At 60.3% G+C, this 19,063-nt stretch carries 19 protein-coding genes; 11 read left to right on the top strand and 8 right to left on the bottom strand.

Annotation, left to right across the window (positions count from 1 at the left end; genetic code table 11):
* The 4 genes from WB402_RS10415 to amrB all read right to left on the bottom strand — a co-directional run.
* The coding region (locus tag WB402_RS10415; RefSeq protein WP_424207596.1) for a dienelactone hydrolase family protein at positions 1-403 on the bottom strand (403 nt) is incomplete at its 3' end.
* Complete coding sequence (locus WB402_RS10410; protein ID WP_424207594.1) at positions 390-1,052, bottom strand: phosphoribosyltransferase; 663 nt, start codon at positions 1,050-1,052, stop codon at positions 390-392. The genes WB402_RS10410 and WB402_RS10415, both read right to left, overlap by 14 nt.
* A 90-nt stretch (positions 1,053-1,142) precedes the next feature.
* Complete coding sequence (gene amrA / locus WB402_RS10405; RefSeq protein WP_424207592.1) at positions 1,143-1,727, bottom strand: AmmeMemoRadiSam system protein A; 585 nt, start codon at positions 1,725-1,727, stop codon at positions 1,143-1,145.
* Positions 1,705-2,490 carry an AmmeMemoRadiSam system protein B gene (gene amrB / locus WB402_RS10400; protein ID WP_424207590.1) on the bottom strand — a complete coding sequence of 262 codons (786 nt, stop codon included), beginning with the start codon at positions 2,488-2,490 and terminating at the stop codon, positions 1,705-1,707. Before amrB ends, amrA begins: the two co-directional genes overlap by 23 nt.
* Positions 2,491-2,611: 121 nt before the next feature.
* On the opposite strand from amrB, the gene amrS reads away from it, so the two are divergent.
* The 11 genes from amrS to WB402_RS10345 all read left to right on the top strand — a co-directional run bounded on the left by amrS (position 2,612) and on the right by WB402_RS10345 (position 15,541).
* Positions 2,612-3,715, top strand: a complete 1,104-nt coding sequence (gene amrS / locus WB402_RS10395; RefSeq protein ID WP_424207588.1) for an AmmeMemoRadiSam system radical SAM enzyme — start codon at positions 2,612-2,614, stop codon at positions 3,713-3,715.
* An 86-nt stretch (positions 3,716-3,801) separates the two neighbouring features.
* A complete protein-coding gene (locus tag WB402_RS10390; protein WP_424207586.1) occupies positions 3,802-4,491 on the top strand; it encodes a phosphoribosyltransferase in 690 nt (229 codons plus the stop codon).
* Positions 4,492-4,518: 27 nt separating this feature from the next.
* Positions 4,519-4,941 carry an archease gene (locus WB402_RS10385; RefSeq protein ID WP_424207584.1) on the top strand — a complete coding sequence of 141 codons (423 nt, stop codon included), beginning with the start codon at positions 4,519-4,521 and terminating at the stop codon, positions 4,939-4,941.
* Positions 4,942-5,867: 926 nt separating this feature from the next.
* Positions 5,868-7,298: an RtcB family protein gene (locus WB402_RS10380; RefSeq protein ID WP_424207583.1), complete on the top strand. Its 1,431-nt coding sequence runs from the start codon at positions 5,868-5,870 to the stop codon at positions 7,296-7,298.
* A gap of 2 nt (positions 7,299-7,300) precedes the next feature.
* Complete coding sequence (locus WB402_RS10375) at positions 7,301-8,035, top strand: DUF72 domain-containing protein (protein WP_424207581.1); 735 nt, start codon at positions 7,301-7,303, stop codon at positions 8,033-8,035.
* A gap of 2 nt (positions 8,036-8,037) precedes the next feature.
* Positions 8,038-9,765, top strand: coding sequence for a DNA polymerase/3'-5' exonuclease PolX (gene polX / locus WB402_RS10370; protein WP_424207579.1), 1,728 nt, complete (start codon positions 8,038-8,040; stop codon positions 9,763-9,765).
* Positions 9,766-9,830: 65 nt separating this feature from the next.
* Complete coding sequence (locus WB402_RS10365; protein WP_424207577.1) at positions 9,831-10,430, top strand: isochorismatase family protein; 600 nt, start codon at positions 9,831-9,833, stop codon at positions 10,428-10,430.
* Positions 10,427-11,773, top strand: coding sequence for a nicotinate phosphoribosyltransferase (locus WB402_RS10360; RefSeq protein ID WP_424207575.1), 1,347 nt, complete (start codon positions 10,427-10,429; stop codon positions 11,771-11,773). Before WB402_RS10365 ends, WB402_RS10360 begins: the two co-directional genes overlap by 4 nt.
* 6 nt (positions 11,774-11,779) lie before the next feature.
* Entirely contained in the window at positions 11,780-13,597 is a 1,818-nt protein-coding gene (locus tag WB402_RS10355) for an adenosylcobalamin-dependent ribonucleoside-diphosphate reductase (protein WP_424207573.1), read from the top strand.
* 64 nt (positions 13,598-13,661) lie between these two features.
* Entirely contained in the window at positions 13,662-14,153 is a 492-nt protein-coding gene (locus WB402_RS10350; RefSeq protein ID WP_424207571.1) for a peroxiredoxin, read from the top strand.
* The gene (locus WB402_RS10345; protein ID WP_424207569.1) at positions 14,150-15,541 is read left to right on the top strand and encodes a PhoH family protein; all 1,392 of its coding nucleotides are present in this window, start codon (positions 14,150-14,152) and stop codon (positions 15,539-15,541) included. The genes WB402_RS10350 and WB402_RS10345 overlap by 4 nt, the downstream gene beginning before the upstream one ends.
* Positions 15,542-15,590: 49 nt before the next feature.
* On the opposite strand, the gene WB402_RS10340 is transcribed toward WB402_RS10345, so the two are convergent.
* The 4 genes from WB402_RS10340 to WB402_RS10325 all read right to left on the bottom strand — a co-directional run.
* Positions 15,591-15,971 carry a hypothetical protein gene (locus tag WB402_RS10340; RefSeq protein WP_424207567.1) on the bottom strand — a complete coding sequence of 127 codons (381 nt, stop codon included), beginning with the start codon at positions 15,969-15,971 and terminating at the stop codon, positions 15,591-15,593.
* Positions 15,972-15,988: 17 nt separating this feature from the next.
* Positions 15,989-16,909, bottom strand: a complete 921-nt coding sequence (locus WB402_RS10335; RefSeq protein WP_424207565.1) for a selenium metabolism-associated LysR family transcriptional regulator — start codon at positions 16,907-16,909, stop codon at positions 15,989-15,991.
* A 130-nt stretch (positions 16,910-17,039) separates the two neighbouring features.
* Positions 17,040-18,197, bottom strand: a complete 1,158-nt coding sequence (locus WB402_RS10330) for a type IV pilus twitching motility protein PilT (RefSeq protein WP_424207563.1) — start codon at positions 18,195-18,197, stop codon at positions 17,040-17,042.
* Between the two features lie 172 nt (positions 18,198-18,369).
* Positions 18,370-19,063, bottom strand: a 694-nt coding sequence (locus tag WB402_RS10325; protein ID WP_424207561.1) for a hypothetical protein, incomplete at its 5' end; no start/stop codon positions are given.

Genomic DNA, 19,063 nt, shown 5'->3' with positions numbered 1-19,063 from the left:
ACACCACGGCGCGGATCATCGGCCCAAGTGCCGCGGCCGCCTTGAGTGCCGCGGCAGCGCCGGTGCTGGCGCCGAAATAACCGATCTCAAGATGGCGCGTGGCCGCCTGCTGTCCCGCCCATTCCGTGGCCAACTGCAAGCGCTGCGTGAGCAGCTCAATGTCGAAGCGATTCTCATAAATCCGGTCTTCTTTTTCGGTCAACAGATCGAACAACAGCGTCGCGACGCCGCTCTCACGCAACACGCCGGCGACATAGTTGTTACGCGGGCTCAGGCGGCCGCTGCCACTCCCGTGGGCGAACAGCACGAGGCCATTGGCAGCGGGCGGCACGATGAGCGCGCCCTCATGGATATCGGCGTCCATCGGGATTCTGACCGGTTGTTCGCAGTCACGAGTGGCCATGTTCCTTCGCCCGCTCTTCCGGGGCCGCCAAACGCAGCAGCGCAACCACTTCTTCGTCGGTTACTTGGTAAAAAGAATCGTAATAGGCGCCGACCGCGCCAAGATAATAAGGAGATCGATCCAGCACCACGAATTCGTCCACTTCACGCGACATCCGCTCCACGGTATCGGGAGGCGCGACCGGTACTGCCACCACCAGGTGCCCCGGCTTGCGGCGCCGCGCTTCGCGAATGGAGACTTCCATGGTAAGACCCGTGGCAATGCCGTCGTCCACGATGATCGCTGTTTTTCCTTCCACCGGAACCGGTTCGCGTACGCCCAGATACAGCTCACGGCGGCGACGCGCCTCCTGACGTTCGGCTTCAACTTCCTGCTGGAACCACTGTGGATCCACACGCGCAACTTCACGCTGGTTGCACACCATCTCGCCGCTTTCCACGACGGCGCCGATGGCGTATTCAGGTTGCAGGGGGTGACCGATTTTCCGGGGGATGAGGAGATCGAGCGGCATGCCCAATGCGCGCGCCACTTCCGCGCCCAGCACTACGCCGCCGCGTGGCAGGGCATAAACCACGCCGTTCTGGCCCTCATATTTCTTCAGTGCCTGCGCGAGCTTCTTGCCCGCGTCGGCCCGGTCGCTGAAGCGCATGGCAAGCTCCACTTTGTCCTGGATGGAAGACCAGATTATTCCCTTCCCGCGAACCGTCCTTGATAAGGATCAATATCGCGCGGTAGCGCGTTAAGGGATGGATTCAGTGGTGTAACGCTGCACACGGATGCGGCTCGACCAGTAGTCCGGAGGCAGGCCGGCCTTGTGCTTGAGGTGGCGCAGGAACTCACGCGGCTCGGGCAGCTGTTCCCACACCGATGGTAGAAATGTGCCGCGATAGAAGCCTTCCTCGATGATCAGCCCATCCACCTGCGGACGCAATTGCGCGAGCAGATCCTCCTCGGAAGAAAACGGCACCGGCTCGGGCAGGCTTAAAATGGAGATGTGGATATCGAGGCGTTCGTATTCCGGCCAGGTCAGCGTCGGGAAACGCGTGTCGCGGAATGCCGCGCCGTAGGCGTTGCTCACCACGTCTTCGACCAGCGTCCGGCGCGCTTCGAGCGTCCCGATGCAGCCGCGCAGCTTTTCTTCGACATGCAAGGTGACAAACGTAGCGCGCAAGAGACATAACGGCTCCGGATAATCGGTCGCGCGAACCGCGAGAGTCTCGCCGCACAAGCCTTTCTTGATCGAATCCCCCGCCAATTGCAGAAGCTGCTGTTTGTGCGGCGGCGTGAGGACGGACGGTAGGTTATTCAAAGACGTATGCGCCATAGCCTACCACCCGATCATGAGAACCAGCGGTGTCGCCGGAATTGCGCAAATCAATGGTCTTCGCCTTGAGGCCAAGCCGGCGCGCCACGTGCAGCAGGCCGTTCACCGGGTTGCGCCCACAGGCGTGATCGTAATCGATATCCTCGGGCCGCAACTCTTCAATCGCCTGCGAGGTCGCGCGATCCAGTTTCTGCGCGGTTTTATAGTCGTGATAGTGACTCAAGTCCGAGCTGATGACGATCAGGGTTTCCGGCCCGCCCCAGAGAAGATCGAGCACCTCGCCGACTTCCTCGGGCCCGGCATCGCCCACCACCAGCGGCACCAAGCTGAACTCGCCCAGCGCTTCCTGGAGGAACGGCAGATGCACCTCGAGGCTGTGCTCCTGCACGTGGGCGGCGTCCATCACGCGCACGTAAGAGAGACGGGATATTTTTTTGACCGCCTCCTGGTCCACGGGAATGCGCCCCAGAGGGGTCATGAAGTAATCCGCGGCGGAAAGCGCCAACCCGTGAAACCCGACTCGGTGCGCGGGACCGAGCAGCACCACGCGCGTGATGCGGCCGCGCGCGGGTTTGAGCCGTGCATAAACGGATGCCGCGATCGGACCCGAATAAACATAGCCTGCGTGCGGCGCGATGATGGCCTTGGGCACGGTCCCGGCCGCGGGTACCGCGCCGAGAAAATCCGTGACCATCGCGTGTAATTCACGCGGATCTGCGGGGTAAAACAGGCCGGCCACCGCCGGATTTCGCACACTGGTCATGATTATTTCCACTGGAAACCAGTTACTACAATGTGCCCACCCGACGCTATTTTCAAGTAAAACTGCGCAGGCGTAGTATGAATATATTGATTTAGCACTTCCCAAGCCGCATTAATCATCCATGGAAACGGAAATTCTTGATTCGGCGTCGGTGGTCCCGACCCATTACTGGCACAAGCTCGACGACGGGCGGGTCCAGTGCGATGTCTGCCCGCGTTACTGCAAGCTGCATGAAGGACAACGCGGCCTGTGTTTCGTGCGCGGCAATCATAACGATCAGATTGTGCTGACCACCTATGGCCGCTCAAGCGGCTATTGCGTGGACCCGATCGAGAAAAAACCGCTCAACCAATTTCTCCCCGGGACACCAGTCCTTTCCTTCGGCACCGCCGGCTGCAATCTCGCGTGCAAATTCTGCCAGAACTGGGACATCAGCAAATCGCGCGAACTCGACACGTTGATGGATCAGGCTTCGCCCGAAACCATCGCCAAGGCGGCCAAGGAACTCGATTGCCGCAGCGTGGCTTATACCTATAACGATCCGACGATCTTTATGGAGTATGCGATTGATGTCGCCAAGGCCTGCCGCGAACTCGGCATTAAATCCGTCGCGGTCACGGCAGGGTACATGTGCGACGAGCCGCGGCGCGAATTTTACCAATACATGGACGCGGCCAACGTGGACCTTAAGGCCTTCACCGAGGATTTCTACTGGAAGGTGACCGGTTCGCATCTGCAGCCCGTGCTCGACACGCTCAAATACCTCAAGCACGAAACCAAGGTCTGGTTCGAGATCACCACCCTGCTCATCCCCGGCCTCAATGACTCGGAAAAGGAGCTCGAGGAAATGACGCAGTGGGTGGCGGAAAATCTCGGGCCCGACGTACCGATGCACTTCTCCGCGTTTCACCCGGACTGGAAAATGCGCGATATACCGCCGACACCGCCGGCCACGCTCATCAACGCGCGCCGGATCGCGATGAAAAACGGCGTGCGCTATGCCTATACCGGCAACGTGCACAACGAAGCGGGCGACTCAACCTATTGCTATCACTGCGGTGCCAAGGTCATCGGGCGCGACTGGTACAATCTCACCGCTTGGAATCTCGATAAAGAAGGAAAATGCATGGCCTGCGGCACCGCCTGCGCCGGAGTGTTCGAGGCCAAGCCGGGCACGTGGGGGGCGCGACGTCAGCCGGTGCGCTTGGCGAATTTCGCCGCCTGATTCCCCACCGCCGGATCCATCCGGATCGGATCGCGGTTTGATGGCCATCATGTTTCCGCGGTGAGAACAGTGGTATACGTCTGTTCATGTCAGACACCGCGGGAAAACTTTTTGATCTTCCCGAAATGCGTAATCGTGGACAGGTATTCCGCGACCGTACCCACGCCGGGAATGTGCTAGCGTGGATGCTGGTTGCGTTCCGCGGTACAGATGCGCTGATCCTCGCGATTCCGGCCGGTGGCGTACCGGTGGCGGCGGAGGTGGCGAAACAACTCAGCCTGCCGCTCGATCTTGCGGTCGTCAGCAAGATCACCTTGCCCTGGAGCACGGAATCGGGATACGGCGCGGTGGCTTTCGATGGCTCGGTGCAGCTGAATCAGGAACTGGTCGCGGTCTTGGGATTGCGGCCGGAAGTGGTGCAGGACGGCATCACCCGCACAAAAGAAAAAGTGGAACGCCGTCTGCGTCAGTTGCGCGGGGATCCTTTTCTGCCGGATCTCAGGCACCGCACCATCATCCTCATTGACGATGGTCTTGCTTCCGGATTTACCCTGCTTACCGCGGTGGAAGCGATACATCGTCTTGCGGCGGATAAAATCATCGTCGCGATTCCGACAGGACATGCGACCGCCGCCGCACGAATTGCTGCCGAAGTGGACTCGCTGTATTGTCCGAATATCCGTGAAGGCATGAGTTTTGCTGTCGCCGATGCTTACGAACAGTGGACGGACGTGGATGAAGCGACGGTTGTCGAAATCATGCGCCGCTTTCAATAAAATCATTAATGCTGCCTGTTCCGTGCCATGAACAAGAACCGCTGGGAACATTTTTCACATGAGGCCGATATGGGCGTGCGCGGGATTGGTAATTCCAAGGAAGAGGCTTTCGAGCAGGCGGCTATCGCCATGTCCGCCGTGATTACCGATCCGGCAAAAATATCCGCTGTCGAAACAGTGGAAATTGCCTGTGCGGCGCCGGACGATGAATTGTTGCTGGTGGACTGGCTCAATGCGCTCATTTACGAGATAGCCACGCGCAAATGGCTGTTCAGCCGTTTCGAGGTTCATATTAAGAATCATGTGCTCACGGCACGCGCTTGGGGCCAGCCGATGGATACCGGCAAACATCAATTGGCGGTCGAGATCAAAGGCGCGACCTACACCGCGTTGCGGGTCGCGCGCGAGAGCAATGGCGAATGGGTCGCGCAGTGCGTGGTGGATGTATGAACTGGATATTTGTGTGCGCTCCGCGCACGATTGAACGGCTAATTGCGGGTGGCTCCGCCCCTGCACCTCTCTTCTATCGAGCGGCCTTCGGCCGCGTGTACTTGTGGGTGGCTGACCCACGGCAGGTGACTTTTTCTTGCTTGTCCAAGAAAAAGTCACCAAAAAGAAAGACACCCCGGAGCCGCCGACTGCTTCCTGTGCTTCTCGCCGGAATCGGCGCTCGCCTAACTCGCCGGGCGCTAAGAAACGCGCCACGGGCTCAAACACGAGGCTCGCTTCTCCCGATTCCGGCTGCGATGCTCGGCGGCGGCTACGGGGGCCTGAAAACACCAGCGCTTGGCGCTTTGCTTTTTTCCAACCCCGTATGGCGCACCCAAGCCCCGTAAGGCTTTGGGCAAGCGCCCCGAAGGGGTCGCGCACACGGAAGTGCGCGACTGGCCCACGAGACAGGAAGTCTCGTTGGGCCAGCGCCGGGACCCAAAGCCGCGGAGGCGAGGATCAGGGCGCCATCCGGGGCGTGCTTTCTTTTGGTTCCTTTTGGCCCGCGCCATCCCTGGCGCGGGCCCTGCGGGCGCGCGGAGCGCGCCCAATTTTGCTCCCGGCAAAATTGTCTTTGCACGAGCGAAGACAAATTCGACAGGATCGAATTTGGACAGACGCAGTCTGCCCGAAGGGCGAGGGCCAGGGATGGCCCGAGTCCAAAGGAACCTGCCGTGGGTCAGCCACCCACAAGTTAGGTTTTGAAATCGCGCGCAAGGCGCGCGATAACATTTAAAACCTGTTGCTGCCCGGGGTGCAACAAAACCCGTTGCACCCGTTCGGCGGCGTGAACACACGTTAAGTGTGTTCACGAAAACTCCGCCTCACCCCGCCTTCGCGGGGATGACAACCAACGTAGCTTCCGCAGGAATGAGACAATAGCCGCAATGGATATATCGCTCTTCGCCCGCCACACCGACTACGAATGGGAAATCGCTCCCCATGGCGCCATGCGCGTGCCGGCGGTGATCTACGCGGACGAAGCCTTGATCCGTGCCATGGACCACAAGGTCTATGAGCAGGTGTGCAACGTCGCCACCCTGCCCGGCATCGTCAAGGCCTCCTATGCCATGCCCGACGCGCATTGGGGCTACGGCTTTCCCATCGGCGGCGTGGCCGCCTTCGATCCGGAGGAAGGCGGCGTGGTGTCGGCGGGTGGCGTGGGCTTCGACATCTCCTGCGGCGTGCGCTGTCTGCATACCGGGCTGAACAGCGAGGATGTCATCGCGGTTCAGAAATCGCTGGCCGATACCTTATATAGGGAAATTCCCGCCGGTCTCGGCAGCACCGGCGCCATCCGCCTGAACCAGTACGAAATGGACGCCATGCTCACCGGCGGCGCGGCATGGGCGGTGAAGCGCGGTTACGGGAACGCGGCGGATCTCGAACATATCGAGGAGCAGGGCCAGATGCGCGGCGCGCGCCCGGACTGCGTGTCCGAGCATGCGAAGAAACGCCAGCGTGATGAGATGGGCACGCTCGGCAGCGGCAATCATTATCTCGAGGTGCAGAAGGTCGTGAAGGTCTTCGACGTCAAAGTAGCGAACGTTTTTGGTATCCGCGAAAACGATGTCGTCGTCAGCATTCACTGCGGTTCGCGCGGTCTCGGGCATCAGATCGGCACCGAGTTCCTGAAGGAAATGGTGATCGCCGCCTCGGGCTACGGCATCATGCTCCCCGACCGCGAACTCGCCTGTGCGCCGATCAACTCCCCGCTGGGCGAGGATTATCTCGGCGCAATGCGCGCCGCGATCAACTGCGCGCTCGCCAACCGTCAGATCCTGACGCATCTGGTGCGTGACGCCTTCGCCCAGGTGCTGCCCAAGGCGCGCCTGCCGCTGCTCTACGACGTCTCACACAACACCTGCAAGATCGAAGAGCATGTCGTGGACGGTAAGCCGCGCAAACTCTACGTGCACCGCAAGGGCGCGACGCGCGCCTTCGGCCCAGGTCATCCGGATATACCCTCGGCTCTGCGCAGCGTAGGCCAGCCAGTGTTGATTGGCGGCTCCATGGGCACCGGCTCTTATATTCTTGTCGGCGCCAGGGAAGGCGAAGCGCTGTCATTCAGCTCTGCTTGCCACGGCGCCGGGCGCGCCATGAGCCGGCACCAGGCGTACAAAACCTGGAAGGGGCGGCAGGTGATTGACGAACTGGCGGCGCGCGGAATCCTGATTCGCAGCCCCTCCGGGCGTGGCGTGGCTGAAGAGGCACCAGGCGCCTACAAGGACGTGTCCGCGGTGGTGGATGCCGCCGATGCCGCCGGCCTCGCGCGCAAGGTGGCACGGCTGGAACCGCTCGTCTGCATCAAGGGATGAACATGGCTGGCCGCGCCTGCATTGGCACCAGCGGATGGAACTACGACTCCTGGCGCGACGATTTCTATCGTGGCCTTTCCCGCAAGAACTGGCTTCAGTTCTGCGCCGAGCGATTCAGTGGCATTGAAGTCAACGCCACCTTCTACCGCCTGCAAAGCCAGGAAACATTCCGTCGCTGGCGCAATGAGACGCCGGCCGATTTCCGCTTTGCCATCAAGGGCAACCGGTTCGTGACGCACAACAAGAAGCTCGCCGATCCGCTGCCCGCGATTCGTATCGAACGCGATCGCGCCAAAGGGCTGGGAAACAAGCTCGCCGCCGTGGTCTGGCAATTGCCCGAGCGATTCCATAAAAACATGGATCGACTTGAGGGCTTTGCGCGCGCCCTCAAAAGCTGGCGCTCCGTGCGCCACACCATCGAATTCCGCCATGATTCATGGTTCGACACGGAAGTCGCCGCGTGTCTGCACGCGCACCATCTGGCCGTATGCCAATCAGATGCCGCCGACTGGCCGCTATGGAATGCCGTGACCACCGACATGGTGTATGTCCGGTTGCACGGTCACGCCATCACCTATGCCTCGGCTTACAGCACGAAGGAACTGGGACAGTGGGCCAAATGCATCCGTCGCTGGCTCAGGGAAGGCCGTGACGTCCATGTCTACTTCGACAACGATGCCTTCGGCGTCGCGCCGCGCAATGCCCTGGAATTGATCGGACTGATGGGAGGAAACTGATCATGCCGGTCCATAACGCCGACATCGCCGCTCTCTTCGAGGAGATCGCCGACCTGCTCGAAATCGAGAATGCGAACCCCTTCCGCGTGCGCGCCTATCGCAACGCCGCACGCCAACTGCAGGGCATGGGCGTGCCAGCGGCGGATATGGTAGCGAAGGGCGAGGATCTCACCGAGCTGCCCGGCATCGGCGACGACCTCGCCGCCAAGATTCAGGAGATCGTTGAGACCGGCAAGTGCCAGTTCCTGGAGAAGCTGCGCAAAAAAACTCCGCCGACCATCACCGAGCTACTTAAAATTCCGGGCCTCGGGCCCAAGCGCGTGCGTGCGCTGTACCACGAACTTGATGTGCACACGCTCGAACAACTGGCGCGCGCGGCAAGCGACGGGCGTATCCGCAAGCTTCCCGGTTTCGGTGAGAAAACCGAACAGACCATCCTCGAAGCAATCTCCGCGCATGTCGAAAAGCAGGCCCGCTTCAAGCTGGCCGTGGCGGCACAATACGCCGAACCGCTGAGGAAATATCTTGAAAAGATTTCCGGCGTGAACCAGGCGGTGCTCGCCGGATCTTACCGCCGCTTCAAGGAGACCGTGGGCGATATCGATATTCTGGTGACAGCCGGTAACACAGAAAATGTGATGGACCGCTTCGTCGCCTACGACGAGGTCAAGGACGTGCTGGCCAAGGGCTCGACGCGCGCGACGGTGATACTCAAGTCCGGCCTGCAGGTGGATGTGCGGGTCGTGAACGAGGATTGCTTTGGCGCCGCTTGGCAGTATTTCACAGGCTCCAAGGCGCACAACATCGAGATACGCCGCCTGGCCCAGGAGCGCAGACTCAAGATCAGCGAATACGGCGTATTCAAGGGTGAAAAACGAATCGCGGGCGATACGGAAGAATCCGTGTATCGCTCCGTAGGCTTGCCTTGGATTCCACCCGAGCTGCGTGAAAACCGCGGCGAGATCGAAGCCGCGCGCGCCGGCAAGCTCCCGAAGCTGGTGGCGTTCGCCGATCTCAAGGGCGACCTCCACGCCCACACCAAGGCCACCGACGGGCACCATACGGTGCGCGAGATGGCCGACGCCGCGCGCCAGCATGGCTTTGAATACCTCGCCATCACCGAACACTCGCGCCGCCTCACCGTGGCGCACGGGCTGGCCCCACAACAGTTGCGCAGACAGATGAATGAAATCGACAAACTGAACGACCAGCTCAAGAACATCACCCTATTAAAAGGCATCGAAGTGGATATCCTCGAGGACGGCGCTCTCGACCTGCCGGATAACGTCCTGTCAGAGTGCGATCTCGTGGTCGGCGCGGTGCACAGCAAGTTCAATCTCTCGCGCGCCAAACAGACCGAACGCATCCTGCGCGCCATGGATCATCCGCATTTCACCATCCTCGCCCACCCGACGGGCCGCCTGCTGAATACGCGCGAGCCCTATGACGTGGACATGCTCAAGATCATCCGCCGGGCGCGTGAGCGCGGCTGTTTTCTCGAACTCAATGCGCACCCGGAACGGCTGGATCTTCTGGACATCTACTGCCAGATGGCGCGGGACGAGGAGGTGCTCGTGGCCATCAGCTCTGATGCCCACAGCGCCCAGGACTTCGATAACCTCGTTTATGGTGTGGGTCAGGCGCGGCGCGGCTGGCTGGAAAAAAAGGATGTGCTCAATACCCGGCCGCTCAAGCTGCTGCGACCGCTGCTTAAGCGTACAATTTCTTAAGCGGTGGAATTGGAGCGGACGCCAAAGATGCGCCGCTCAATTCCGCCAACCAGAGACAAGAGACCATGGCGAGGCCTGCGCAAAAAATCCGTATCAGTCCCGGCGATGCGCTCATCGTGGTTGACGTGCAGAACGACTTTCTGCCCGGCGGAAGTCTTGCGGTTCCGGATGGGGATGCGGTCGTACCGGTATTGAACCGCTATCTCGCCGGATTCGTCGCGCGCGAGTTGCCCGTCTACGCCACACGCGACTGGCATCCGGCGAATCACTGTTCGTTCAAGGCCCAGGGCGGTCCGTGGCCGCCGCACTGCGTCGCTGAATCCCCCGGCGCGCAGTTTGCCGCGCTGCTGAAGTTTTCCTCCGGCACCTTCGTCATCTCCAAAGCCACCCAGCCGGACAAGGACGCCTACTCCGGATTCGAAGGCACCGATCTCGACGCGCGCCTGCGTGCGCGTAATATAAAACGGTTGTTCATCGGCGGACTGGCCACCGATTACTGCGTGCTGAACACGGTACGCGACGCACGCCGGCTGGACTACGACGTGTATTTACTGTCCGATGCCATCCGCGCCGTCAACGTGAAACCCGACGACGGGCGCAAGGCCGAAGCGGAAATGCAGCATCTCGGTGCGACGCCACTCAGCTTGAGCACTCTCGACACATGATCGAATCTCATAAAAGCCCCCTGCTCACCGACCTCTACCAGCTCACCATGCTGCAGGCGTACTTCGCGCAGGGTATGAACGATATCGCCGTTTTCGAGTTTTTTGTCCGGCGGCTACCGCGGAACCGCAATTTTCTGATGGCGGCCGGGCTCGAGCAGGTGCTGCAATTCCTCGAAAACCTGCGCTTCACCGGGAAAGAGCTCGAGTGGGTGCGGAACAGCGGGCGCTTCCGCCGGGACTTTCCCGATCAGCTCGCCAAACTGCGCTTCACCGGCGACGTGCATGCCATGCCGGAAGGCACCTTGTTCTTCGCCGACGAACCGATCCTGCGCGTGACGGCACCCATCGCCGAGGCGCAACTCGTCGAAAGCCGGATCATCAACCTGCTGCACTTCCAGACGCTGGTGACTTCGAAAGCCGCGCGCGTGGTCTTGACCGCCCCCGGAAAACTGCTAGTTGATTTCGGCATGCGGCGCGCGCATGGCGCGGAAGCGGCACTATTCGCCGCGCGGGCCAGTTATATCGCCGGGTTCGACGGCACTTCCAATGTCCTCGCGGGCGCCGAATTTGGCATCCCGACATACGGAACCATGGCGCATTCGTTTATCGAGACGCACGATTCCGAAGCGCTGGCTTTCGAGCATTTCGCCCGCGCGCAGCCGGAGAACGTGACGCTGCTCATCGACACGTATGACACGGAGGCCGCGGCACACAAGGTGGCGCAGTTGGCGCCGCGACTTAAAAAAATGGGTATCACCATCAAGGCGATCCGTATCGACAGCGGTGATCTCGCTCTCCATGCGCATAACGTGCGCCGGATTCTGGACGACGCGGGTCTCAAGGAGATCGGCATCTTTTCGAGCGGCAGCCTCGATGAACATGCGTTGCGGAGTCTGCTGTCACGCGGCGCACCGATCGACGGTTTCGGTGTCGGCACGAATATGGATACCTCGGCCGATGCGCCGTTTCTCGACTGTGCCTACAAGTTGCAGGAATACGCCGGGCGCGCGCGGCGCAAGCGCTCCGAAGGCAAAGCCACATGGCCGGGACGTAAACAGGTGTATCGCGCATTTGACGCAAGCGGGGTCATGACCGGCGACGTGCTCACGCTCGAAACCGATCCGCAACCGGGAGATGCCCTGATTCTGCCGGTGATGCGAAACGGCAAGCGCGTGCAGGCGCCGGAAACACTCATGGACACTCGCCGCCACGCGGCGGAGCAGCTCCAGCGGTTGTCACGACGCTTGCGCGAACTCGAAGTCGCGCCGCCCTACCCCGTGACCGTCGCACCGGCGCTACGCGAACTGGCAGTGGCGGTGGACCACGGAGTCATACAGAATTGACGAGCCATGGCTGACAACCCCTTCATCGCCGAGATTTCCCGTCATATCTGGGACAGTAAATATCGCTTCCGCGACGGCGATGTCGTGCATGACAAAACCATCGACGACACCTGGCGGCGCATCGCGCGCGCGCTGGTGGGGGCGGAAAAGGACGACCGGTCCCAGTGGGAACAGCGTTTTTACGAAGCCCTGCGTGATTTCAGATTCCTCCCCGGCGGACGCATCCAGGCCGGCGCCGGCACCGGCCGGCGCGTGACGCTGTTCAACTGCTTCGTCATGGGCACCATCGAAGATTCAATGGACGGCATCTTCGATGGACTGAAAGAGGGCGCGCTCACCATGCAGCAGGGCGGCGGCGTGGGTTACGACTTCTCCACACTGCGACCCCAGGGCGCGCAGGCGAAAAGCGTCGGCACCGTCGCCTCGGGGCCGGTGTCGTTCATGCAGATCTGGGACGCCATGTGCGCCACGCTGCTTTCCACTGGCGCGCGCCGCGGCGCGATGATGGCCACGTTGCGCTGCGACCACCCCGACATCGAAGCCTTCATCGACGCCAAGCGCGACAGCCATGTGCTGCGACATTTCAATCTTTCCGTGCTGGTCACGGATGCCTTTATGGACGCCGTGCGCCGCGACGATGACTGGGCGCTCGTCTTCCCCGCCGAGGATGTCGCTGCCGCGGGAGTCGAAACCGTGATGCGGCCCTGGTCGGGCCAATCCGCGCCGGTGCGCTGTCGCGTGTACCGGCGGTTGCGCGCCCGCGCCCTGTGGGACCGGCTCATGCGCGCCACGTACGAATACGCCGAGCCGGGCGTGTTGTTCATCGACCGCATCAACCAGTTCAACAATCTCTGGTACCGCGAGCACATCAGCTCCAGCAACCCCTGTGGCGAAATTCCGTTGCCGCCCTACGGCGCTTGTGATCTCGGTTCCATCAATTTGACCGCATTCGTCCGCGACCCCTTCGGTGACAAGGCACGACTGGATTTGGACGGCATCCGGAATACCGCCGCCATCGCCACGCGCATGATGGACAACGTCATCGACGCCTCGCAGTTCCCGCTGGAAAAACAAGCCACGCAGGCGCGCGGCACGCGGCGCATCGGCCTGGGATTCACGGGCCTGGCGGACACGCTCATCATGCTCGGCCTGCGCTACGACGATGAACCGGCGCGCCAGCTCGCGGCCAATATCATGCAGGCGATCTGCCACACGGCCTACCGCAGCTCGATCGCCCTGGCCAGGGAAAAAGGCGCGTTCCCGTTTTTCGAGCGCGAGAAATATTTGCAGGGAAAATTCATCCAGGGTCTGCCGCACGACATCCAGGGTGACATCGCACGTCACGGCCTGCGCAACAGCCACCTGACCGCGATCGCGCCGACCGGCACGATCAGTCTCCTGGCCAACAATATTTCCAGCGGCCTCGAGCCGGTGTACCAATTCAGCCTCACCCGGCGTGTGCTGGAGCTCGACGGCCGTTACACCGAGCACCCGCTGACCGACTACGCCCTGCACCGGTGGCGCGCACAGCGCGGCGCCGGGAAACCGTCGTCCGCCTTCGTGGATACCCGCGCGCTGAACCCCGCGGCGCATCTCGGAATGCAGGCGGCGTTGCAGCCATTCGTGGATAACTCCATTTCCAAAACCATCAACGTACCGCGCGATTACCACTTCGAGGATTTCAAGGAAATCTACCAGCAGGCCTATCACATGGGCCTCAAGGGCTGCACCACCTTCCGTCCCAATCCCGTCACCGGCGAGGTGCTGCGCGGCGATGGCGAATCCGCGCCGCATTGCTGCACCGTCGAGCGCGAGGCGGACTGACGGCAATCCCTGTTATCCGGCGCGCCATCCCGTTACAATTCAGTCACCAGCTTCAGAAACCGCCATGAAAAAAGCCGTAGTAGGAAAAATCGTCCCCGACACAAAGCTGCAGGCCACCGCGGACAAGACCTTCCGCCTGCATGATCTCAAGGGAAAATACACGGTACTGTATTTCTATCCCAAGGACGACACCCCCGGCTGCACCCTCGAGGGGCAGGATTTCCGCGACCGCGCCGATGAATTCAAGAAACTCAAGACCGCGGTGTATGGCATCTCGCGCGACAGCCTCGCCTCGCACGAAAAATTCAAGGCCAAGTTCAAATTCCCCTTCGAGCTCATTTCCGACGAAGACGAGGTGCTTTGCCAAATCTTCGACGTAATTCGTGAAAAAAGCCTGTATGGAAAAAAATATCTCGGCGTGGACCGCAGTACCTTCATCCTCGACAAGGACGGGGTGTTACGCCGCGAATTCCGCGGCGTGAAGGTCAAGGGACACGCGGACGAAGTCATCGAGGAAATCCGGAAACTCCAGAAACCCGCGTCAAAGCATCAATGACCACCAAGCGAAAGATTTTCGTCGTCGACACCAACGTTCTCATCCACGATCCGACATCGATCCTGCGATTTCAGGAACACGATGTGGTCATTCCCATCGTGGTGCTGGAAGAACTCGACAACATCAAGGTCGGCATGTCGGAAGTGGCGCGCAACGTGCGCCAGGTCAGCCGCCTGCTCGACGAGCTGGTGGAAAAGGCCAACGGCGACATCAGTCACGGCATCAAGCTGCCTTCCGTCACCAAGGATATCGAAACCGGGCATCTGTACTTTCACATGGAGGAGGCACGCAGCCCGTTGCCGTTCGGCCTTTCCGGCCGCAGCTCGGACAACGCCCTGCTCGGCATCACGCTGGATCTGAGCAAAAGCCATCCGGACCGGCAGACGATTCTCGTTACCAAGGACATCAACCTGCGCCTCAAGGCGCGCGCGCTCGGCATTCACGCGGAGGATTACACCAACGACCAAGTGCTGGACGACGCCAACCTGCTGTACACCGGCGCTTCGATTCTGGACGCGGATTTCTGGGAAACGCACAGCAAGAACATGGAATCGTGGAAGGAGGAAGGCCGCACCTTCTACCGCCTGCGCGGGCCCAAGGCGCGCGCCTGGCTGCCTAACCTGTTCCTGTACAGTAACGAGCAGCGTCCGTTCGAGGCCGTGGTGCGCAAGATTGAGAGCGATTCGGCAATCATCGAGGTCGTGAAGGACTATGCCTCGGAACGCAACAAGGTCTGGGGCATCCATGCGCGCAACCGCGAACAGAATTTCGCGCTGAACCTTCTGATGGATCCGGAAGTGGATTTCGTCAGCCTGCTCGGCCAGGCCGGCACCGGCAAAACGCTGCTTACCCTGGCCGCGGCGCTGATGCAGACGCTGGAGACCAAGCGCTACATGGAAATCATCATGACGCGCATGACGGTGCCGGTGGGCGAGGACATCGGCTTCCTGCCCGGCACCGAAGAGGAAAAGATGGGCCCGTGGATGGGCGCACTCGAGGACAACCTCGACGTGCTGCAGGAAACCGCGACCCACGAGCACGGCGCCTGGGGCCGCGCCGCCACCCATGACCTGCTGCGCAGCCGCATCCGCATCAAGTCCCTGAACTTCATGCGCGGCCGCACGTTCCTGAAGAAATTCCTCATCATCGACGAGGCGCAAAACCTGAGCCCGCACCAGATCAAGACCCTCGTCACCCGCGCCGGCCCCGGCAGCAAGATCGTCTGCCTCGGCAACATCGCCCAGATCGACACGCCCTACCTGACGGAAACCACTTCAGGTTTGACCTACGTCGTGGATCGCTTCAAACAGTGGGAGCACAGCGGGCATATCACACTCCAGCGCGGCGAGCGCTCGCGCCTAGCCGATTACGCGTCGGAGATTCTCTAGCTGTTGTCATCCCCGCCTTCGCGGGGATGACGCAGACGCAGATGTTCTATTAATCCTTGTCGTTCCCGACTAATTTCTCGTAATGCGTCCGAAACAAAATCTCCAACTCCTCGATCACTTCAACTTTATCCCTCCCCTGTATCACATGCGTCGTCATGATCGCTGAGGTTTCATTCAGCAGCTTCCTCGCATCCAGCATCGGATAAGTCGCGCGCAGGCGCTTGACCGCCTTGACCACGCTCTCCTCCGTGGGACGGGGAATATCGAGTGGTGCGGGAATTTCGGCGGCGGTGACGCTCGGCGTTGCTTCCGCGCCGGTACCACCATGACGGATCAGCAGAAACTCGGCGAATTCCAGCAACGCAGCGGCCTGCGCAGCGGGAAGCCGTTTAACGATCTCGGCCAGGCGTTTTTCAATATTGTCCGGCACGCGAGTCGCTAGATACGCTAGGAATGGGAATTCTTCTGTGCGGCGCGTTTTTCGCAGTGCTCATGCGCGAAATCCATGAACTCGTCCATGGCGCGCAGACGAAACTTCTGGCGCTGGAACACGATGGAGAACGGCCGTTCGAGAGGCGGATCGAGCGGGAGCGCCGCCAGCGTGCCCAGTTTCAACTCCTTCACCACCGTCGCCTGCGAGACGATGGACACGCCCAGTCCCGCCTCGACCGCGCTTTTGACGGCCTCGGGATTACCCACCTCGACATTGACGTTGAGTTCGTGCGGTTGCATGTTGTTCTTCGCGAGGTATTCATTGATGAACTCACGCGTGCCGGAGCCCTCCTCACGCGCCACGAACGGCAGGCCCTGGAGGTCCCCAACCGTGATCTTGGTTTTTTTCGCCAGCGGATGCTGCGGCGGGCAGATGAACACGAGCTTGTCGTGCCAGCAGACCTCGACCACCAGATTCTTGTTCACAATCGGCGACTCGACGATGCCCACGTCCACGGAATTGTCCTCGACCATGTGAACGATGCCTTCGGAATTCGAGACCTTGAGCCGGATGTTGATGCCGGGGTGTTTTTCCTTGAATGTGCCGAGCAGGCTCGGGAGCATGTACTCCGCAATCGTGGTGCTGGCACCTATAATGAGAATGCCGCTGACATCGCCTGTCAACTCGCGGACGCGAATATCCATCTCGGAATAAAGCGCGACGATGCGCTCGGCGTACTCGAATACGCGCTCGCCTGCGGCGGTAAGACTGATGCGGTTGTGGGTGCGGTCGAACAGCCGCGTGTTGAAATACTCTTCGAGCTGCCGTATCTGGAAGGTCACGGCGGGCTGTGTCATGTGCAGCGTCTCGGCCGCCTTGGTGAAGCTCAGCAGACGCGCCACGGTGTGAAAAACCTGAAGTCTCCGATCCGCCATCGAATTATCCCATCCACCCGTAAGCCGTTTCCCGGCAATTTATTTATTTAAATTTAAATATATTGGCCGGCGCATTTCAACACAAAGACTGCTCGATAGATACTCGCGCCACTCGTGAGAGAAACGCGCGTCAGAATCCTTGCAGTTTGAGCTTGAGGTCCGTGGGGCTGGTCGCATAGAACAGGGCGGTTTCCTCATCAATGAGCCCCTGCTTGACCAGACTAAGTAGGGAGGAATCGAAACTCAGCATGCCCTCGGCCAGTGTCCCTTTGCGGATAAGGTCGGAAAGTTCTTTGATCTTGACCGGATCGAGTATGTACTCGCGCGACAATGCCGAAACCGTCAAGACTTCGCACGCCACGATACGCCCCTGCCCGCTTTTGCGCGGCAACAAGCGCTGGCTGACCACACCGCGCAGGTTCTGCGCCAGCTTGGCGCGGATGCCGACCTGTGCCTCCGGTGGGAAACTGGTGACGATGCGCGAGATGGTCTCCGCCGCTCCCGGTGAGTGCACCGTAGAGAGCACAAGGTGGCCGGTTTCCGCGGCGATCATCGCCGTTTCAATGGTTTCCGGGTCGCGCATTTCGCCCAAGAGAATCACGTCCGGATCCTCGCGCAAGGCGGCGCGCATGGCGTCGGCAAAAGTATTGGTGTCTATGCCGACTTCACGCTGTGTGATGATCGAACGCTTCTCGGAGAACAGGAATTCGACCGGGTCCTCGATGGTAATGATGTGTTCGCTGCGCGCGAGGTTGATACCGTTGATGAGCGAGGCCAGGGTGGTGGATTTGCCGGAGCCGGTCGCCCCGGTGAGCAGGACCAGGCCGCGCTCGAGTTTTGTCAATTCCGTCACAATTTCCGGCAGGAATAATTCCTCGGGCGTGGGAATGTTGGTGCTGATGACGCGCAGCACCATGCCGATGGAACCGCGCTGATAAAATATGTTGGCGCGCACGCGGCCGATATCCTTGAAGCCGATGGAAAGGTCCACCTGATGGGACTTCTCGAATAACGCGAGCAGTCGCGCCGACATCATGGTGCGCGACAACCGCTCCATGAAGTCCGGCGGCAATGGCGGGATCTCGCGCAATGTGCGCAGGTTGCCGTCCACCCGCAGGATGGGATGATTGCGCGTGCGCAAATGGATGTCCGAGGCGTTGACTCGAACGGCGTGCGCCAGCACCTGGCCCAGAAGCTTAAGGGGATCGGTCGTGCTGCCGATCGAACCGGCGGTATCGCCGGCAGGCGCAGCGGCTGGGGTGTTTTTCGGGCTGGACGTTTCGGACATGTTGAGTCTATGTATTCAGTCTGTGTTTAGTTTAGATCATTCTGAGCGTGATGCGATTTCGCGGATTTCCGTACAAATAAACGAGCATGGTTCATAAAACAAAACAGACACGTTTTGCGTGTCTGTTTGTATTAGCGGGCACCGGCGTTGCTACCGGCTGCCTATCGGGCGCCTATTGTTCGCGCTTGAAACCGGCCACGGCTTCCAGTGCCAACTGGATCCCCCACGGGGCCGTCATGATCTTGGTGAATCCGTGTTCACCGGCCATGGTCGTGTCCGGGAAATTCAGGGCTATGCGATAACGCGCGCGCAGGGCGATCACACGGTTGCCGTCCACCATCAATTCATAGGGCAGGTAAGCGGTGTGTTTCAGCTCGCCAAAATCGACGATGTCGATGATTTCCTTGTCGGTATCCTTGTTGCCTTTGTCGATACCATCACCCTTGGGGATCGCGATACCGAAAACGCTAATCTGCTTGCCCGGCAGATCGATACGATAAACTTTCTTGGTACCGCCAACACCGGCGGCCAGATTCTTTTCAACCGTATCCACGGCGGTCTTATAGTCTGGATGTTCCATGAAAACATCCACATCTTTGAAATACGGCATGAACATGGCGTAACGGTACATGCCCGGTCCCAGTTTTTCCTCAGGAATACCGTTTTCCGAACCAAATGTCTTCACGGCGCCCAGAGCAGTCTTGAGCTTGTTGGAAACAGATTCGAGCTTGCCCATGCCGTAAGCCGTGCCGAGATAGGCCGGGTTCACATAGGCCACCTGGATTTTGCCCTTGACGTCGGTCACCGAGATACGCTGGGCGGCGCCGAATCCGCCGTTGAACGTCTTGGCTGCGGTCGTTTTCAGA

It is taken from the genome of Sulfuricaulis sp. (genome assembly GCF_049587675.1).
Classification (GTDB): domain Bacteria; phylum Pseudomonadota; class Gammaproteobacteria; order Acidiferrobacterales; family Sulfurifustaceae; genus Sulfuricaulis.
The sequence above is the reverse complement of the archived record's forward strand: the minus strand, read 5'-3'. Positions and strand labels throughout refer to the sequence as shown.